We start from the raw sequence: 14,768 nt of genomic DNA on the forward strand, positions 1-14,768 counted from the left end.
CTGGGGCAAAGGAGGGTTGTTATGAGGAAAATATTAATTTTTGCTTCTATTCTTTCAGTCCTTAGCCTTTCCGTGCCCACAGACCTTTCCTTTGCAGGCACGCAGCCAAAGAAGCAGACTGTGCAGGGAAAGGCTAAGAAGGAAGGGAAAAGCATAAAGGCAAAGAAGAAGGGTAAAAGGACCACAGCCAGCTACAAGCGCCCAAGGTATGCCAGCAATGTTAACCAGCCTCAGGAGGGGGATATGCTCAAGCTGGAGGGTATGGTAAAAGACCTGAATGAACAGTGAAGAGATAAGGCTCATAGAAGAGCTCAAGATAAAACAGGGTGATACTTGGCGAGTGCTCAAGATAATGAGCGAGTTTGTCCAAGGTTTTGATGGGCTGTCTTCTGTGGGACCAGCCATAACCTTCTTTGGAAGCTCAAGGCTCCCTGAAACAGACCCCTACTATAAGAAGGCTTACAGGACTGCCTTCATGCTTGGAAGTCTTGGCTTTCACATAGTTACCGGTGGCGGTCCAGGCATAATGGAGGCCGCCAACAGAGGTGGGAAAGATGCAGGAACGCTTTCTGTTGGTCTGAATATCCAGATACCCACAGAGCAGGTGCCCAACCCCTATCAGAACCTTTCCCTGAACTTTGATTACTTCTTTGTCCGGAAGGTGATGCTTCTCAGATACTCCACCGCCTATCTCATATTCCCTGGAGGCTTTGGCACCCTGGATGAGCTTTTCGAAGCCCTGACGCTCATACAGACAGGCAAAAGCCCGAGATTCCCCATAATCCTCTTTGGCTCTGAATACTGGAAGCCCCTTCTGGACTTTATGAAAAACACAATGGTTTCTTATGGCACCATTGACCAGGGAGACATAGGCCTCATATCTCTGTGCGACAGCCCGGAGGAGGCTGTTGAGCTTATAATTGATGAGATGCTGACCCTTTACAGAAGGCTTGAAAGGGAGGAGCCCTTCAACCCAGTGTTTGAAAGGTTAAGAACCATACTGGCGGGGGCGGGTGTCCTACCATGAGGCTTCTTCACATTGCAGACCTTCATGCAGGTAAAAAGCTTTACGACAGGATAGGCAGGAACGAAGACCTCCTCTATGCCCTTGAGCAGGTGAAGCACATATGCAGAGATAACAGAGTAGATATACTCCTGATAGCCGGGGACATATTTGATAAGAGGAACCCCGACTTTGAATCTCAGGAATTAATCATGGACTTTCTCACTGAGATAAACACCCTTGGAACACATATACTTCTCATAGCAGGGAACCATGACAGCTATGATTTTATGAGGATATACAGGAATCTGAGAAGGCTTGCAAACATTCATGTTTTTGACAGACCTTCAAAAAAGCCTGAAGAAGCCATATTCCATTACCATGAGCTAAAAGTTGCCTGCCTTCCATATCCGGATGAGCGTGTTATAACCCACCTTGATGAAGAAAAGAGGAGGAGCTACGCAGAAAAGGTGCAGCTATACATGAAAGCTCTTGCCAGGGAGCTGGAGGATGCACCATACAGGATACTCATGGCCCACCTGATGGTGGACAGGGCTCAGATAGCAGGTAGTGAACTCTACTCAAGCGTCAGCCCCTACTATGCGGTAAAAGCGGAATCCATCCCTGATACCTTTCAGTATGTGGCTCTGGGACATGTGCACAGAAACCAGAGGATAGAAGGAACAGCACCAAAGGTTTACTACTCTGGCAGTCTATACCAGATAGACTTTTCAGAGAAGGGGATGGATAAGTTTGTGAACCTGGTGGTGCTTGAGGATGGAATGGCAAGAGTGGAGCCTGTAAGGCTTGACCTAAAAAGACAGCTGGTGGAGATAAGGCTCAGGGAGGGAGAGAGCATAGAGGGCGTGCTCGAACCTATAGCTCTAAGGGATGTGCTGGTAAAGGTGCAGATGGAGGTCAGGATGGGGGACCCCTCCTTTCAGCTAAAGAAAGATTACATAAACAGAATCCTCGGGGATAAGCTCGCAAGGCTTGAGATGGAGCCAGTGGGCACCTCTGAAAGCAGGGAAAGTCTGGATGAAAAGCTTGACCTCATGAGCCTTTATGAGGAGTTCCACAGGGGCAAATACAGGGTAGAGCCAGCTGAGAGCTTGAAGTCTCTACTTCAAGACCTTATAGTCAGGGCCAGTCATGAGACCCATAAGGCTTGAAATTGAAAACTTTACCGTTTACAGAGGAAAGCACAGCCTGGACTTTTCACCCCTGAATTTCTTCGTTATAAAGGGAAGGACTGGGGCAGGAAAGACAAGCCTCATAGATGCCCTATGCTACGCCCTCTACGGAACTGTGCCCAGATATGGAGGTGAGAAAGCCCACAGGCATCTGATTTCAAGAGGTCAGAATTTTATGCGTGTGGCTCTGGAGTTTTCTGTGAGGGGCAGGAGATACAGGGTAGAAAGAGAATACGAAGCGGGGAAGAAAAGGGCTCAGTCGGACTTCAGGTTCTACGAGGAGGGAAAGCCAAAACCCTTCAAGGAAGAGGAGCTAAGGAGGCACATAAAGGATATCCTCAGACTTGACTACAATACCTTTACAAAGGTGATTCTCCTTCCACAGAACCAGTTTGACAGATTTCTAAAGCCTCAGGAGCAGAGGGAAAGAAGGGAGATACTCAACTCACTTTTAGGCTTTTCTGGGCTATTTTCCGCTTTAAAAGAGCTTGTGGGAGAGGAGTATAGAGGTCTTATGAGCAGGCTTCAGGCTCTGCAGCTGAGGCTTGAACAGCTTTCACACATAAGCCCTGAAGAAGTTGCCCGAAAGGAAGCGGAGGTCCGCAGGCTTGAGAAGGAGTATGAAAGGCTCCTTAGGGAAAAGTCTGAACTTGAAAAAACCCTTTCCCTCTGCAGAGAGAGGGACGGCCTGCTCAGGGAAAAGGAGGAGGTGCAGGAAAAGCTCGGCGAACTCATCTCTGAGGAAGAGACCATACAGGGAAAAAGGCAGACCCTTGAGCGTGCCCTTGAGATACTGCCCCACCTGCCAAAGATAGAGCACTACGAAAGGCTTTTGAAGGAAGAAGAAAGGCTCTTGAGGGAAAAACAGGGCAGAGAACTTGACCTGAAGAAGTGCTCAGATGAAAGACAGATGGTGGAAGAGGAGTTCAGGAGGATACGTGAGGAGTTTGAAAGCCTTGAAGATTATAACAAAAAAAGGCTTGAACTTGGCAGTCTTCTTCAAATCCTTCAGCAATATGCAAGCCTCAGGAGGGAAAGAGACAGCTTGGAGGAAGAAATAGGCACAGTGGAGAGGGAGATGGCTAAGCGAAGTGAGAAGGAAAAGGAGCTAAGAGAGAGGTTTTCAAAGGGGCTTGACATTACAAGACAGGTCAGTGAAGCCATCAGAGCCCTTGAAGAAAAGGGCGTGGAGGATGGAATGATAAGAGTGGAGGAGCTCAGGGGGAAAATCAGGAAACTTGAGGAGATGAAAGAAGAGGAGGACAGGCTAAGAGAGGAAAAGGGCATCCTGCAGAAAGAGCTTGATAAAAAAAGGGAAGAACTCAGAGCAAAACTGGATGAGCAGAACAGTCTGACGGAAGAGATAGAGGAGTTTGAAAGGGAGCTGGAGGCCCTCAGGCTATCTCTGAGTGTGGAAGGAGAACTTCTTCAGGAGGAGGCAAGGCTGAGAGACCTGCATGCAAGGGCTGTAGAGCTCAGGGACTTCAGGAATAAGAAAAAGCTCTATCAGAGCAGGGTGCTGGAGCTGGAGGAGGGCCTGAGACTCTTAGAAAGTGAGAGGGAAAAGCTTCAGGAGAAGAGGCTTGATGTCTACGCACTTGAGATAAGGGCAGGTCTCAGAGAGGGAGATACATGTCCCGTATGTGGTGGAACCGTTGGACATCTTGTATCTGAGAAATCTGAGGAGGACCTGCAGGAGATTTTGCATAGACTGAAAGAGCTTGAGGAGGAAAGGGAGAGGCTAAAGAAAGAGCTTTCAGAAGCCCATGCCAACATATCCTTCCTTGAAAGGAAGGAGGAAGAGCTTTCAGGCCTCTTGGGTGGACTTTCCGAGGAAGAAATTGAAAAGAGGCTTTCTGAAGTGCAGAAGAGCCTGAAAGAAATGCAGGAAAAAAGGAAAACTGTCCAGAAAAAGGAGCAAGAGCTTAACATTCTCAGAAAAAGACACGGAGAGCTTTCAAAGCAAATTGACCTGCTCAGGTCTCAGGAGGCAGAGCTCAGGGAAAAGGTCTCTGCGAGTTTGACTCTTCTTAAAAGGCTTGAGGAGGAAGAGCAGTCCATACTTACCTCGCTGGGTGGAGATGTTGAGGCTGTGCTTGAGGAGGTTCAGAGAGTTGAAAAGGAGTATGCGGAGCTCAGGTCCCTTAGAGAGAAGGAAAGAAAGTTCATGCAGAAGCTGGAGGAGATACAGAAAGAACTATCAGAGGTGGAAAAAGGGCTTGCAGAACTCAATGAAAAGGTCAGAGGACTCCAGTCTCAGAAGGCTTCTGTAGAAGAAAAGCTCATAAAGATAGAGGAGGAGGTGGTAAAAATAACAGGGGAAAAACCCTCTGAGCTTTTAGCCCAGAGACTGAAGAGGAAGATGGAGGAGCTTGAAAAAAAGGTCAGGGAGGTGCAGAAGGAATACCAGAATACAGTATCATACCTGCAGAAAGTAAGAGCGGAAGAGGCAAGGCTTGTCTCAGACATACAGAACATGGAGAAGTTCATATCCTCACTTCAGAAGCAGAGGGCAAGCTTATCCGTTGAGCTCTACCAGCTTCAGGAGAGGTTCGGAAGCCTTGAAGAGGCAATAAAATGCGCCCTCAGTCAGGAGGAGATAAGGGCAATTCAGAAGCATATAGAGGACTACGAGAAGGAGAGACACAATCTCCAGAGCAGGCTTGAGAGCCTAGAAAAGAGACTTGAAGCCCTCAAACACCTTCCCGAAACCCACTATGTGGAAGAAAGGCTCAGAGAGCTGAGCTCAGAGCTATATCAGAACAGGGAAACATACGGAAGCCTTCAGGGTGAGATAGAGAAGCTCAAGAGGGAACTCCTTGAGAGGGAAGAGCTCGAAAAGGTCCTGACCGAGCTCCAGTGGCAGGTAAGCCTGTATGAGAGGCTAAAGAATGACCTTGCAGACAATCAGTTTCCTGAGTTTGTAAGCCAGCTCATGCTGAGAAGAATCACAGAAAGGGCAAGCTACTACCTTTTCAAGTTTACAGCCGGACAGTTTACCTTTGACCTGCTTGATGGAGACCTTCATGTTTACGACCACACCACCGACCATCATAGAATAGTGTCAAGCCTGAGTGGTGGTGAGACATTCCTTGCAAGCCTTTCCCTTGCCTTTGCGGTTGCGGACATACTTTCCCAGAATGCACCCCTTGAAAGTCTTTTCATCGACGAGGGCTTTGGCTCTCTTGACAGGGAAACGAGAGAGTCCCTATCGGAGTTTTTTGACCTCATAAGGCAGTCCACAGACAGGCTTGTAGGCATAATAACCCATGTGGAGGACATAGCGGAGAAGTTCTCGCAGCGTATTGAGGTGGAAAAAAGCGGTGGCTCTGCAAGGCTGAAGGTCATATATTAAAAAGCTATGAAGACCATAAGCAAAGAAGAGTTAAGAGAACTCTACGAAAAGGACTTCCCCCTGTGGGCTCAGATAAACCTTGAACTTCTGAAGGAAAAAGCCTTTGAGCTCGTGGACTGGGAGAACCTGCTGGAGGAGATAGAGGACATGGCTCAGAAGCACCTTGATAGTTGCATAAGTCAGCTGGCAAGAATTCTTGAGCATATGTATAAATGGGACCATTTTAGAGAGCTGGCAGGTGGACAGACTGCAGGAAAGGGATGGATAAAAAGCGTGGAAAATGCAAGAGATGAGATTGAAACCATTCTGGAAGAATACCCAAGCCTGAAGAAGAAAATACCTCAGGAGATAGAAAGGGCGTGGAGGCGTGCCAGAAAAAACCTGAGAGTGTGGCTCAGAAACAATGACTACGACCCTGAAAAATTCCGCATTCCAGAGAAGTGCCCCTATACCTACGATATGGCAATGAATAGAAACATAGGCGAGGTTATAAGCTCATGAAAACCCTGAGCAAAGAAGAGTTAAGAGAACTCTACGAAAAGGACTTCCCCCTGTGGGCGCAGATAAACTATGAACTTCTGAGAGAAAGGCTCTACGAGCTCGTGGACTGGGAGAACCTGCTGGAGGAGATAGAAGATATGGCACGCTCTGACCTGAAAACCTGTATAAGCCAGCTGGCAAGAATACTGGATCACATGTATAAGTGGGACCATTTCAGGAGCCTTATTGGTGGAGAGACTGGTGGTATAGGATGGCTCAAGAGTATAAGGTCAGCAAGAAGCAAAATACTTGACGCCTTTGACATGGCACCCAGTTTGAAGAAGAAACTACCGCTGGGGATTGAGCTGGCATGGGGCTCCGCAAGAAGGAAGATAGAAAACTGGCTCGAAGACAATGGCTATAACCCAGAGGACTTCCACATTCGCAAAGAGTGTCCCTACACCTATGAAGAAGCCATGACCAGAAACCTGAGAAAGGGGCAATGAAACTATTTTTAATATTTCTGGAGGTGTTTTTTATGGCTACAGCAGTTTTTGCCGGAGAACTCAAAACCTATAAACTACCTAACGGTGCAAAGCTAATCGTAAACCGCAGGGATGATACAGAAGCGGTAGCCCTCCATGTGTGGTTCAGGGTAGGCTCTGTATACGAGGACTATCAGCAAAAAGGCATGGCTCACTTTCTTGAGCATATGCTCTTTAACGGCTCAGAAAAGTATCCTTATGGTCAGATAGACTACATGGTGGAAAGTCTTGGTGGTAATCTGAACGCCGGCACATCAAAGGAATACACCTTCTACCATATAACCATAGCCAAGCCCTACTGGAGGCAGGCACTGGATGTGCTTTATCAGCTTACCCAGAAGCCCCTATTACTTGAGGACATGGTAGAAAAGGAAAAGCCTATAGTCATAGAAGAGCTCAGGCGCGGCAAAGACAACCCCACAACGGTCCTCTGGGAAGAATTTGAAAAGCTACTTTACAAGGTCTCACCCTATCGCCATCCCATAATAGGCTACGAAGAAACCATTCAGAAGTTTACAAGGGATATGCTCCTTGACTTTTACAGAAACTTCTACCAGCCAAGGAACATGTATGTGGTGGTGGTTGGGGATGTGGAGCCGGAGGAGGTCTATCAGGAGGTGCTCAAAACCTTCGGGAAGGAGGAGGGAAAGCCCGTGCCACGCGTTGAGCTAATCCCTGAGCCAGAACAGTTAGAAAGCAGAAGCAAAACCATAAAAGACAGAAGGGTTGAAAAAACCTACTGGCTCATAGGCTGGAGAGTGCCTGCCATAGGCACAAAGGAATACTATGCCCTTGTGGTGCTTGACCAGATACTGGGCAACGGCAGGACATCCTTACTTTACAGGGAGCTGAGAGAGAAGGGACTTGTATACAGCATATCCACCGGAGACTTTGGAAGACCAAGGGATAATATCTTCTTTGTATCTGCAACTCTTGACCAGAATAGGCTTGAGGAAGTCAAGTCAAAGGTGTTTGATTTGATGAACTCTTTGAAGGAAAGGTTAACAGAGGAAGAGCTCCAGAAGGCAAAAGAGAGGGTAATAAACTCTGAAGCCTTTGCCCTTGAAAGGGTTGAAAGAGACGCCTTCTACATAGGCTACTCCCTCACTGTGGTTGGTCTTCTTGACTACTACCTTTATTTTGAGAACAACATAAGAAGCGTGCGAAGAGAGGATGTGCTGAGGGTTCTGGAAAAGTATATCCTCAGCAAGCCCTATAGCGAAGTTATCATGGTGCCAGAAAGATGAGGTTTATAATACTCTTGCTTTTGCTTTTCAGCTTTTCCTCTGGAGGTGCAAAGGTGCAGGAATACACTCTTGAGAACGGAGTAAAACTCATAATTAAGGAGACAAAGGGTAGGGGTATAGTGTCTGGAGTTATCTTCATAAAGTCGGGAACTCACGGAGAGTATAAGAGGGGTCTTACAAATCTGACTGCCACCCTTCTTACAAAGGGCACAAAAAGCTATGACGCTTACCAAGTCGCCAGTGCCTTTGAAGACTATGGAGGGAGCATATATGCCTCCACGGGGGATGACTATGTGGAGATAGGCTTTTCCACAAAGGTGGATGGTCTGGAAAAGGGTCTGAAGGTTATAAAAAGCATGCTTCTTGAGCCCCTCTTTTCTCAGGAGGACCTTGAGAGAGAAAGGCAGAATGCCCTTCAGGCAATAAAGTCAAGAAGAGAAAGGGGGCATGAGCTTGCCATGGATGCCCTCAGAAGGCTAACCTACAGGGGCTCAAACTATCAGGTGGTTCCGCTTGGACTGGAAGAGGATATCAAAGCCATAAGCAGGGAGGATGTGATAAAAAGGTGGCATGAGGTTCTTAAGTCCAGAAATATGGTGGTAGCCCTTGTGGGAGATTTCAAAGGGGAGGAGGTCCTGCCTCTTCTGAAGGAGGTCTTTTCTGCAATTCCTGAGGGCGCTTACTGGATAAACCCTACAGATGTGCCTATGAAGGAAGACCTTCTTGAGAGGGTAAAAAGACCGGGCTCTCAGGCAACCGTTTTCTGTGCCTTTGATGCACCTGAGTTCAGGGGTGAAGAATACTTCGCCTTTAAGGTGCTGGACTCTGTTCTTGGAGATGGAATGACTTCAAAGCTCTTTAAAGAGCTCAGGGAGAAAAGGGGCTACGCCTATGCTGTTTACTCTACCTATCCCACTCGCCTTGCCTCCCCAAGGCTCATAGCCTACATAGGCACATCCCCGGAAAAAAGAGAGGACGCTCTGAGAGACATGGTGGAAGTGGTCAAAAAGGCGGACATTAAGCCCGAAGACGTGGAACTGGCAAAAAATAAGATAATCGGCGACTTTTTATTGGCTCATCAGACAAGGGCAAGGCAGGCCTGGTATCTGGGATTTTTTGAGGTGATGGGCTTTGGCTGGAAAGCGGATGAAGAGTATCCAGAAAGGATAAAGGCTGTTCGCTTTGAAGATGTGCAGAAGCTTAGGGAAAAATACCTTAAAATTCATCACTGCGTGGTGGTGGAACCCTGATGGCTGACCTTACAAAGGCCGGGCTTGACAGAGGTGACCTGCAGAAAGAGCTTGAACACACTCTCTTATCTGCAAAGATGCTCTACAGGACATATTCTGTAAGCATTGATGACCTTACAGAGGAAGAGATGAAAGCTGACTTTGAGGAGTATTCAGACCAGCTGAGCAGAGTTGTTATACCTCTTGTAAAAAGGGCAGAGGCCTCAAGAGACTCAAAGCTGGTGAGCATGGCCTATGAGCTGAGATACACTTATGAGAAGCTACTTGAGCTTATCCAGCAGAGGTTAAATACTTCTTGAGCTTTTCAATGGCACCAGCCTTTATCTGAGAGACCCTTGCCATAGATATTCCCAGCAACCCTGCCACCTCTTTCACTGGCAGTTCTTCATAGTAGAGAAGCTGGAGCACCAGTTTTTCTCTTTCATCAAGGCTTTCAACAGCCCTGAGCAACCTCTCCCTCATGTCTCTTTTTATAACAGCCTCCTCAGGCCCCTCCTCCTTGCTTTCAAAGAGCTCCTCATAGCTTCTGCCCTCCTGAAAGATCTCGTCAAGGCTCAGAAGGTATGAAAAGCTTATAGCCTGCAGGTCTTCCTTCAATTTTGCTGGACTTTCGCCAAGATACTGTGCCAGGTCCTCGTCGCTCACCTCACCGCCCTTTTCCATACTTAGCTTCTCCATTGCCTCTCTTATTGCCTTTTCCTTTGACCTGAGACTTCTGCTGACAAAGTCAAGACTCCTCAGATAATCATACATGGCCCCCTTTATGCGCAACTTCAGGTAGGCAGCCGGGTTTTTTGTCCTGTCCAGCTTTGGTAGAGCCTCCACGAGAGCCAGCACCCCATATCCTATAAGGTCTCTCACATCCACTGAGGCTGGCAGGTGTCTGTGAATTCGGTAGGCTATCTGCTGGATTAGGGGAAGGTAAGACAGCACCAAATCTTTTTCCTCTGAGGTCATGGGAATATTTTAGCGGTTATGAGCCTTATCAGGGTAGCGCAGAAGATTTAAGTATATATTTACTTAAAAACTCAGGAGGTATGACCATGCTTGAGCTTAAGGACCTGCCAAAAGTTGCCAATGAACTCTTCAACACCCTTCACGAGGAGGAGCTGGAGATAATAAGGGAGCTATATTCTGCCTGCGAGAAGGGTAAGAGGGATGAAGTGGACAGACTGATGGATATACTCCTATACGATGTGGAAGACCACTTTTCTACAGAGGAAGATTTGATGAAGGAGGCAGAGTTTTTTGCCTATCCAATGCACAAGGCAGAGCATGACAGCATGAGAAAAGACCTGAAAGCCCTCTACCTCAGCTGGAAATCTTCAGGAGACATGAGGGAGGTGAAAGACTTTATAGAAGAAAGGCTCATACCATGGCTCCTGCTCCACATATCCCGCTGGGATTCAGTGACCGCCGTGCACATAGGGGATTAAAAAGCTCAGCCACAGCACATTGCTGGCAAGGTGAAGAAGGAATGCAAAGCCCAGAGATCTTGTCTTCTGGTATACGTATCCATAAAAGAGTGAAGGGAAAAAGGTAAGCACTGACCAGATGTCTGTGTAGAGAATAATGTGTGGAAGGGCAAAAAGAACTGAAACTGCAAGGTTTGAAAACCTCTGCATAAGATAGGCTCTGAAGAAAAGCTCTTCTGCAAAAGCCTGAAGAGCAAGGCTGAAAAAACCCTGAGGGTAAAGAATATACAGAAATGGCAGTAAAAGAAGACTTGCATTCCACCTACTCCTCAGTCCAAACCTTTCAGAGGGCAGAAAGGCAAGGGGAAGGAGAAGAAGGGCGGTGCTCAGGTTTGGGAAACCGTATAACCTGTGAAGGGTCAGGTTTATAAGAAGAAGTCCATAAAGTAAAAGCTCAGTAGACCCTTTTATAGACAATCCTCCCCTCCTGCCTGTCGTAGATGGCAGAAAAGCTCACGCTGTAGCCACCGCTTTTGAGGTCCATAACTATGTGAAAAAACCTGCTTTTTGTATCTATGTAGTTTTTCATCCTGTAAAGCATGTCAAAGGTAAAGCCTTCCACGAGCACCAGGTCTTCTGGTCTTTTGAAGGACTCTTTAGCTCTTCTTTCCATTATCCTGCTTGCAAGGGTCTGGTCTATGCGAGGGTCAAGGGCAGTAAGGACCTGAAGGGGTGCGGTGTTTACGTTTACCCTTCCAGAAGAGAAGGTGGTGGTCAAGCTCCATAGCCCCGGGTAGAAGCTGTTTCCTACTGTCTTGCCCTGCAGGTCTTCTGGCTTGAAGCCCACATAAAGGAGCTCTTCCTTTGAACTCAGGGGTGCCCTCTTTATGGGATACTGGCTGTCAAAGCTACCATCCTTCTTACCAATCCATATAAGGAGCCTGTCCAAATACTGGGGGTCAATTCTGAGGGAGGAAAAGAGATGCCTGAAAAGCTCTGGGTTTTCGCCTGCGGTGTTGAGGTTTATGAACCTATCCTCGTCGTAGATGCTTATGGTCAGCTCTCCCTTCTCCGTTTTGAAGCTTATGGGGAAGGCCCATCTTTCCTGCAGATGGTCCACAGAAGGGTCATCAGACCTTATTATAGCGAGGGCAAGGGGCAGAGCAGATTTAAAGACATAAAGAGCCTGAGTGCGTGCATAGACCTGCTGGACTGCAATCTGAGTGCTCCTGACTGTGCTGTAGAGGTCAAGAACAAGGACGCTGGCGCTGATAAAAAGTATGAGGGCAAGAACAACTGTCATCTTATGGTCATATCAACCTCATAAATTCCCTGACCAGTGTTGTCCACAGACCTGAGCTTGAGTATTTCCACACCCGAATTTTCCAGAGAATACACAAGCCTTGGCAAGTTCTCACCTCTCAGGTTTCTCGCCTTTACTTCATAGCCCACATCCACCTGTTTGAAAGAAACAAAGTCTGCACCCACTTCTGATAGCTTCTGACGGACAAAGTTTTCGTCAATATTAGCCTTTTGACGGGTCTGGTAGTTTTTCAAAAGTAGCATAACCTCCTTATACCTCAAATACTCAGCATAGTAGCCGTCCCTTAGCCTGTAGTAGCGGTCAAGGAGAAGGGCAAGCAGGACAAGCGTCAGCAAGAAGAATATGAGGTTTAGCCTGCTCATACTCATGGCACTCTCAGCTCAAATTCTACCTTTCCAGTGGGTGTTTCCTTTATTGACTGCAGTTTAAGACCCTCAAGGGTATTCCTGTCTGCCTCACCTTTTATGGTGAGCCTTCCATCCGCATACTCAAAGCTGTATAGCTTCATGCCCGGTCTGAGACTCTCCTGAGCCCTTGAGAAGAGCTTTGTAAGCCTGTATTCTTCACCGGTAGATACCTTTGCCCGGACCTGCTCCTGAAGGGAAACTATGGGCTCTCTTGGAAATAGCTTTTTGAACTCAGTCCTCTGAGCATCTCTCAGGGTCTCCACCGAGTAGACCCTGTGCATGGCAAACAGGCTAAGCATAAAAGCTATACCCATACCTGCGCCCACATAGGCCAGTCTTTTCATGCCCTGGGGTGTCAGCTCCCTCTGGACAAAGTCCGGGTATGAGTTTTTTAAAACTTCCCTTAGACATGCTCCGAGACAGACTGCATATTCTGGCTCACAATGCCTCAGTTCCAGAGCCTCAGGGAAAAGACCTCTCAGCCCCCTTAGCCTTGAGCCTCCACCCGTAAGAAGCACCCTTTTGCCTTCAAAGTTGTAGCCAGAGAGTTCAAGGATTTCCTTAACTGCTTCTTCCACCTCTCTGAGGGTAATGCCTTCAAGCCTTTTGAGCCTTTCCCCTTCTTCATGGGATATACCTCTGACCTCTGAGAGCTTACGGCTTATGTAGTCTCCACCCCTCATCACAACCCTGAAGGACTGAAGCACACTATCCCTAAGTTCTACAAAGACCGTCTTCCTCCTGCCCCAGTCTATGACAAAAATCTCGTCGCCGTAGAGACTTCCAAGTCTTGCAAGGGCAAAGGGTTCAAGCTCAATGGCTTCACAGTCCTCACAGCTTCTGCAGAGAGCAAGATAAGCCCTGCCCTCGGAGAGTCTTATATCGTGTCTGCTTTCCGGAAACTTTTCCCTTGCGTAATTCTTAAGTTCAGAGAGCTTTGTCTTTTTATCTTCCTGAGTATAACTTTCAACCTTTATGAAAACCCTGTCAGATGGCACACAACAAAGAACTCTTCCAGACTTTTGAGAGGTCCTCCACTCTTTTGAAAGCGAGCTATATTCAATGCTTAAACTCTTCTCTCCATCCTTTGCGGTTACAACTTTTTTAAGCATCACTTCAACCCTACATCAATCCTCTGCCCTTACAGCCCTGAGCACCTCTTCAGGTGTGGTTATGCCTGCAAGCACCTTCCTTATGCCATCCTCCAGCATACTTTTAAAACCACCCGCTCTTGCAGAGTTTCTGAGCTCCACCGCATCCTGCATTTTTAGTATAACCCTCTTTATCTCCTCGTCCACCTCCAGCACCTCGTATATGCCCGTCCTTCCCCTGTAGCCCGTTCCCATACAGTGCTCGCAGCCCCTACCCCTGTAAAAGGTGAATTCCCCAGAAAGACCCAGCTCCAGAAGTTCTTCCTCAGTGGGTCTGTATTCCTCTCTGCAGTGTGGACATATCTTTCTTACAAGCCTCTGAGCCACAACCCCCTCAAGGGCTGAAGCTATGAGAAAGGGCTCTATGCCAAGGTCAAAGAGCCTTGTTATGGCGGAGGGTGCATCGTTTGTATGGAGGGTGGAAAGCACCAGGTGCCCCGTTAGGGCGGACTGCACCGCTATTTCTGCGGTCTCTGCGTCCCTTATCTCCCCCACCATGATAACATCCGGGTCCTGACGCAGGATGGCTCTTAGCCCCACCGCAAAGGTAAGACCCACTTTTGGGTTTACCTGTATCTGGCTCACCCCTTCTATCTGATACTCGGGCGGGTCTTCTATGGTGATGATGTTTCTGGTGGGGCTTTTAATCTCCAGTATCATGGCATAGAGGGTGGTGCTTTTGCCCGCACCTGTTGGACCTGTGGCAAGCACTATGCCGTAGGGCTTCTGAGAGAGCCTTCTGAGCCTTATGAGGTCTTCCTCCCAGAGCCCCAGGTCCTCAAGCCTGAGAAGCCTTCCACCCTTTTCCAGAAGCCTGAGAACCACCCTCTCCCCAAAGACGGTGGGGACAACCGATACCCTTATGTCAAGGTGTCTCCTGCCAACTCTTACTGCAATCTTTCCATCCTGAGGCACCCTTCTCTCTGCCACATTCAGGTTTGCCAGCACCTTTATGCGGGAGACCACCTGCTCGTGCAGGGAAAGGGGTATGCGCGTGTATTCATGCAGCACACCATCAAGCCTTATCCGGACCACAGACTGCCCTTCGTAGGGTTCTATATGAACGTCTGACGCAGAGACATTCACTGCTCTGATGAGCGTCTGGTTTACAAAGCTCACTGCAGGGCTTGTCTCCTCTTCGTAGAGGATATCTCTGACCTCCTGCTCCTGCCCCTCTTCGGTCTCTATACGCACCTCTTCCTGAGCCAGCACCTCCTGAAGCCTCTGGGAAAACTCCTCCTCAGACACAAAAAGGGGCACCACCTCCTTTCCAAGAGAAAAACGAAGCTCCTCAAAGAGGAGAGGGTCTGCTCCCCTCGGTGCAAGAACTTTCACAAGGGAGTCATTTTCCTCAACTGGAATGAGCCTGTAGCTTTTTACTATGTCAACCATCTCTGT

The 14,768-nt window shown here is 47.9% G+C and carries 16 protein-coding genes; 10 read left to right on the forward strand and 6 right to left on the reverse strand.

The window, feature by feature from the left end; all coding sequences use genetic code 11:
- Positions 1–21 precede the first annotated feature (21 nt).
- The 9 genes from WHS43_06220 to WHS43_06260 are packed head-to-tail and all read left to right on the forward strand — an operon-like array spanning position 22 to position 9,372.
- A complete protein-coding gene (locus WHS43_06220) occupies positions 22–288 on the forward strand; it encodes a hypothetical protein (GenBank protein ID MEJ5339232.1) in 267 nt (88 codons plus the stop codon).
- Positions 278–1,027, forward strand: a complete 750-nt coding sequence (locus WHS43_06225; GenBank protein ID MEJ5339233.1) for a TIGR00730 family Rossman fold protein — start codon at positions 278–280, stop codon at positions 1,025–1,027. The genes WHS43_06220 and WHS43_06225 overlap by 11 nt, the downstream gene beginning before the upstream one ends.
- Complete coding sequence (gene sbcD, locus WHS43_06230; protein MEJ5339234.1) at positions 1,024–2,175, forward strand: exonuclease subunit SbcD; 1,152 nt, start codon at positions 1,024–1,026, stop codon at positions 2,173–2,175. The genes WHS43_06225 and sbcD overlap by 4 nt, the downstream gene beginning before the upstream one ends.
- Positions 2,156–5,551, forward strand: coding sequence for an AAA family ATPase (locus WHS43_06235; GenBank protein MEJ5339235.1), 3,396 nt, complete (start codon positions 2,156–2,158; stop codon positions 5,549–5,551). The genes sbcD and WHS43_06235 overlap by 20 nt, the downstream gene beginning before the upstream one ends.
- A 6-nt stretch (positions 5,552–5,557) precedes the next feature.
- Complete coding sequence (locus WHS43_06240; protein ID MEJ5339236.1) at positions 5,558–6,052, forward strand: DUF29 domain-containing protein; 495 nt, start codon at positions 5,558–5,560, stop codon at positions 6,050–6,052.
- Complete coding sequence (locus WHS43_06245) at positions 6,049–6,537, forward strand: DUF29 domain-containing protein (protein ID MEJ5339237.1); 489 nt, start codon at positions 6,049–6,051, stop codon at positions 6,535–6,537. Before WHS43_06240 ends, WHS43_06245 begins: the two co-directional genes overlap by 4 nt.
- Positions 6,538–6,569: 32 nt before the next feature.
- Complete coding sequence (locus WHS43_06250; protein ID MEJ5339238.1) at positions 6,570–7,823, forward strand: pitrilysin family protein; 1,254 nt, start codon at positions 6,570–6,572, stop codon at positions 7,821–7,823.
- Positions 7,820–9,073, forward strand: a complete 1,254-nt coding sequence (locus tag WHS43_06255) for a pitrilysin family protein (protein MEJ5339239.1) — start codon at positions 7,820–7,822, stop codon at positions 9,071–9,073. The genes WHS43_06250 and WHS43_06255 overlap by 4 nt, the downstream gene beginning before the upstream one ends.
- Positions 9,073–9,372, forward strand: coding sequence for a hypothetical protein (locus WHS43_06260; GenBank protein MEJ5339240.1), 300 nt, complete (start codon positions 9,073–9,075; stop codon positions 9,370–9,372). Before WHS43_06255 ends, WHS43_06260 begins: the two co-directional genes overlap by 1 nt.
- Here the strand turns inward: WHS43_06260 and WHS43_06265 are convergent.
- Positions 9,344–10,030, reverse strand: a complete 687-nt coding sequence (locus WHS43_06265) for a FliA/WhiG family RNA polymerase sigma factor (GenBank protein ID MEJ5339241.1) — start codon at positions 10,028–10,030, stop codon at positions 9,344–9,346. The two genes, WHS43_06260 and WHS43_06265, sit on opposite strands and share 29 nt — an antisense overlap.
- 86 nt (positions 10,031–10,116) lie before the next feature.
- Between WHS43_06265 and WHS43_06270 the strand changes: the two genes are divergently transcribed.
- On the forward strand, positions 10,117–10,509 hold the full coding sequence (locus WHS43_06270; protein ID MEJ5339242.1) for a hemerythrin family protein: 393 nt from the start codon (positions 10,117–10,119) through the stop codon (positions 10,507–10,509).
- On the opposite strand, the gene WHS43_06275 is transcribed toward WHS43_06270, so the two are convergent.
- Genes WHS43_06275 through WHS43_06295 form a run of 5 tightly spaced genes read right to left on the reverse strand, consistent with a single transcriptional unit; the run spans position 10,480 to position 14,762 of the window.
- Positions 10,480–10,965, reverse strand: a complete 486-nt coding sequence (locus WHS43_06275; protein MEJ5339243.1) for a JDVT-CTERM system glutamic-type intramembrane protease — start codon at positions 10,963–10,965, stop codon at positions 10,480–10,482. The two genes, WHS43_06270 and WHS43_06275, sit on opposite strands and share 30 nt — an antisense overlap.
- Positions 10,943–11,791, reverse strand: coding sequence for a type II secretion system protein GspK (locus WHS43_06280; GenBank protein MEJ5339244.1), 849 nt, complete (start codon positions 11,789–11,791; stop codon positions 10,943–10,945). Before WHS43_06280 ends, WHS43_06275 begins: the two co-directional genes overlap by 23 nt.
- Positions 11,788–12,174 (reverse strand): hypothetical protein, encoded by a 387-nt coding sequence (locus tag WHS43_06285; GenBank protein MEJ5339245.1) that lies wholly within the window; start codon positions 12,172–12,174, stop codon positions 11,788–11,790. The genes WHS43_06280 and WHS43_06285 overlap by 4 nt, the downstream gene beginning before the upstream one ends.
- Before the next feature lie 2 nt (positions 12,175–12,176).
- Complete coding sequence (locus WHS43_06290) at positions 12,177–13,331, reverse strand: cell division protein FtsA (protein ID MEJ5339246.1); 1,155 nt, start codon at positions 13,329–13,331, stop codon at positions 12,177–12,179.
- A gap of 15 nt (positions 13,332–13,346) precedes the next feature.
- Complete coding sequence (locus tag WHS43_06295) at positions 13,347–14,762, reverse strand: GspE/PulE family protein (protein MEJ5339247.1); 1,416 nt, start codon at positions 14,760–14,762, stop codon at positions 13,347–13,349.
- Between the last annotated feature and the right edge of the window lie 6 nt (positions 14,763–14,768).

It is taken from the genome of Aquificaceae bacterium (assembly GCA_037481935.1).
GTDB lineage: Bacteria > Aquificota > Aquificia > Aquificales > Aquificaceae > Pampinifervens.

What these genes read in the sequence shown, in the direction of transcription:
- sbcD (MEJ5339234.1), top strand. Translation starts at nt 1,024, where the DNA reads ATGAGGCTTCTTCACATTGCAGACCTTCATGCAGGTAAAAAGCTTTAC.
- WHS43_06265 (MEJ5339241.1), bottom strand. Translation starts at nt 10,030, where the DNA reads ATGACCTCAGAGGAAAAAGATTTGGTGCTGTCTTACCTTCCCCTAATC.
- WHS43_06295 (MEJ5339247.1), bottom strand. Translation starts at nt 14,762, where the DNA reads ATGGTTGACATAGTAAAAAGCTACAGGCTCATTCCAGTTGAGGAAAAT.
- WHS43_06260 (MEJ5339240.1), top strand. Translation starts at nt 9,073, where the DNA reads ATGGCTGACCTTACAAAGGCCGGGCTTGACAGAGGTGACCTGCAGAAA.
- WHS43_06280 (MEJ5339244.1), bottom strand. Translation starts at nt 11,791, where the DNA reads ATGACAGTTGTTCTTGCCCTCATACTTTTTATCAGCGCCAGCGTCCTT.
- WHS43_06240 (MEJ5339236.1), top strand. Translation starts at nt 5,558, where the DNA reads ATGAAGACCATAAGCAAAGAAGAGTTAAGAGAACTCTACGAAAAGGAC.
- WHS43_06270 (MEJ5339242.1), top strand. Translation starts at nt 10,117, where the DNA reads ATGCTTGAGCTTAAGGACCTGCCAAAAGTTGCCAATGAACTCTTCAAC.
- WHS43_06250 (MEJ5339238.1), top strand. Translation starts at nt 6,570, where the DNA reads ATGGCTACAGCAGTTTTTGCCGGAGAACTCAAAACCTATAAACTACCT.
- WHS43_06235 (MEJ5339235.1), top strand. Translation starts at nt 2,156, where the DNA reads ATGAGACCCATAAGGCTTGAAATTGAAAACTTTACCGTTTACAGAGGA.
- WHS43_06245 (MEJ5339237.1), top strand. Translation starts at nt 6,049, where the DNA reads ATGAAAACCCTGAGCAAAGAAGAGTTAAGAGAACTCTACGAAAAGGAC.
- WHS43_06290 (MEJ5339246.1), bottom strand. Translation starts at nt 13,331, where the DNA reads ATGCTTAAAAAAGTTGTAACCGCAAAGGATGGAGAGAAGAGTTTAAGC.
- WHS43_06225 (MEJ5339233.1), top strand. Translation starts at nt 278, where the DNA reads ATGAACAGTGAAGAGATAAGGCTCATAGAAGAGCTCAAGATAAAACAG.
- WHS43_06285 (MEJ5339245.1), bottom strand. Translation starts at nt 12,174, where the DNA reads ATGAGCAGGCTAAACCTCATATTCTTCTTGCTGACGCTTGTCCTGCTT.
- WHS43_06220 (MEJ5339232.1), top strand. Translation starts at nt 22, where the DNA reads ATGAGGAAAATATTAATTTTTGCTTCTATTCTTTCAGTCCTTAGCCTT.
- WHS43_06255 (MEJ5339239.1), top strand. Translation starts at nt 7,820, where the DNA reads ATGAGGTTTATAATACTCTTGCTTTTGCTTTTCAGCTTTTCCTCTGGA.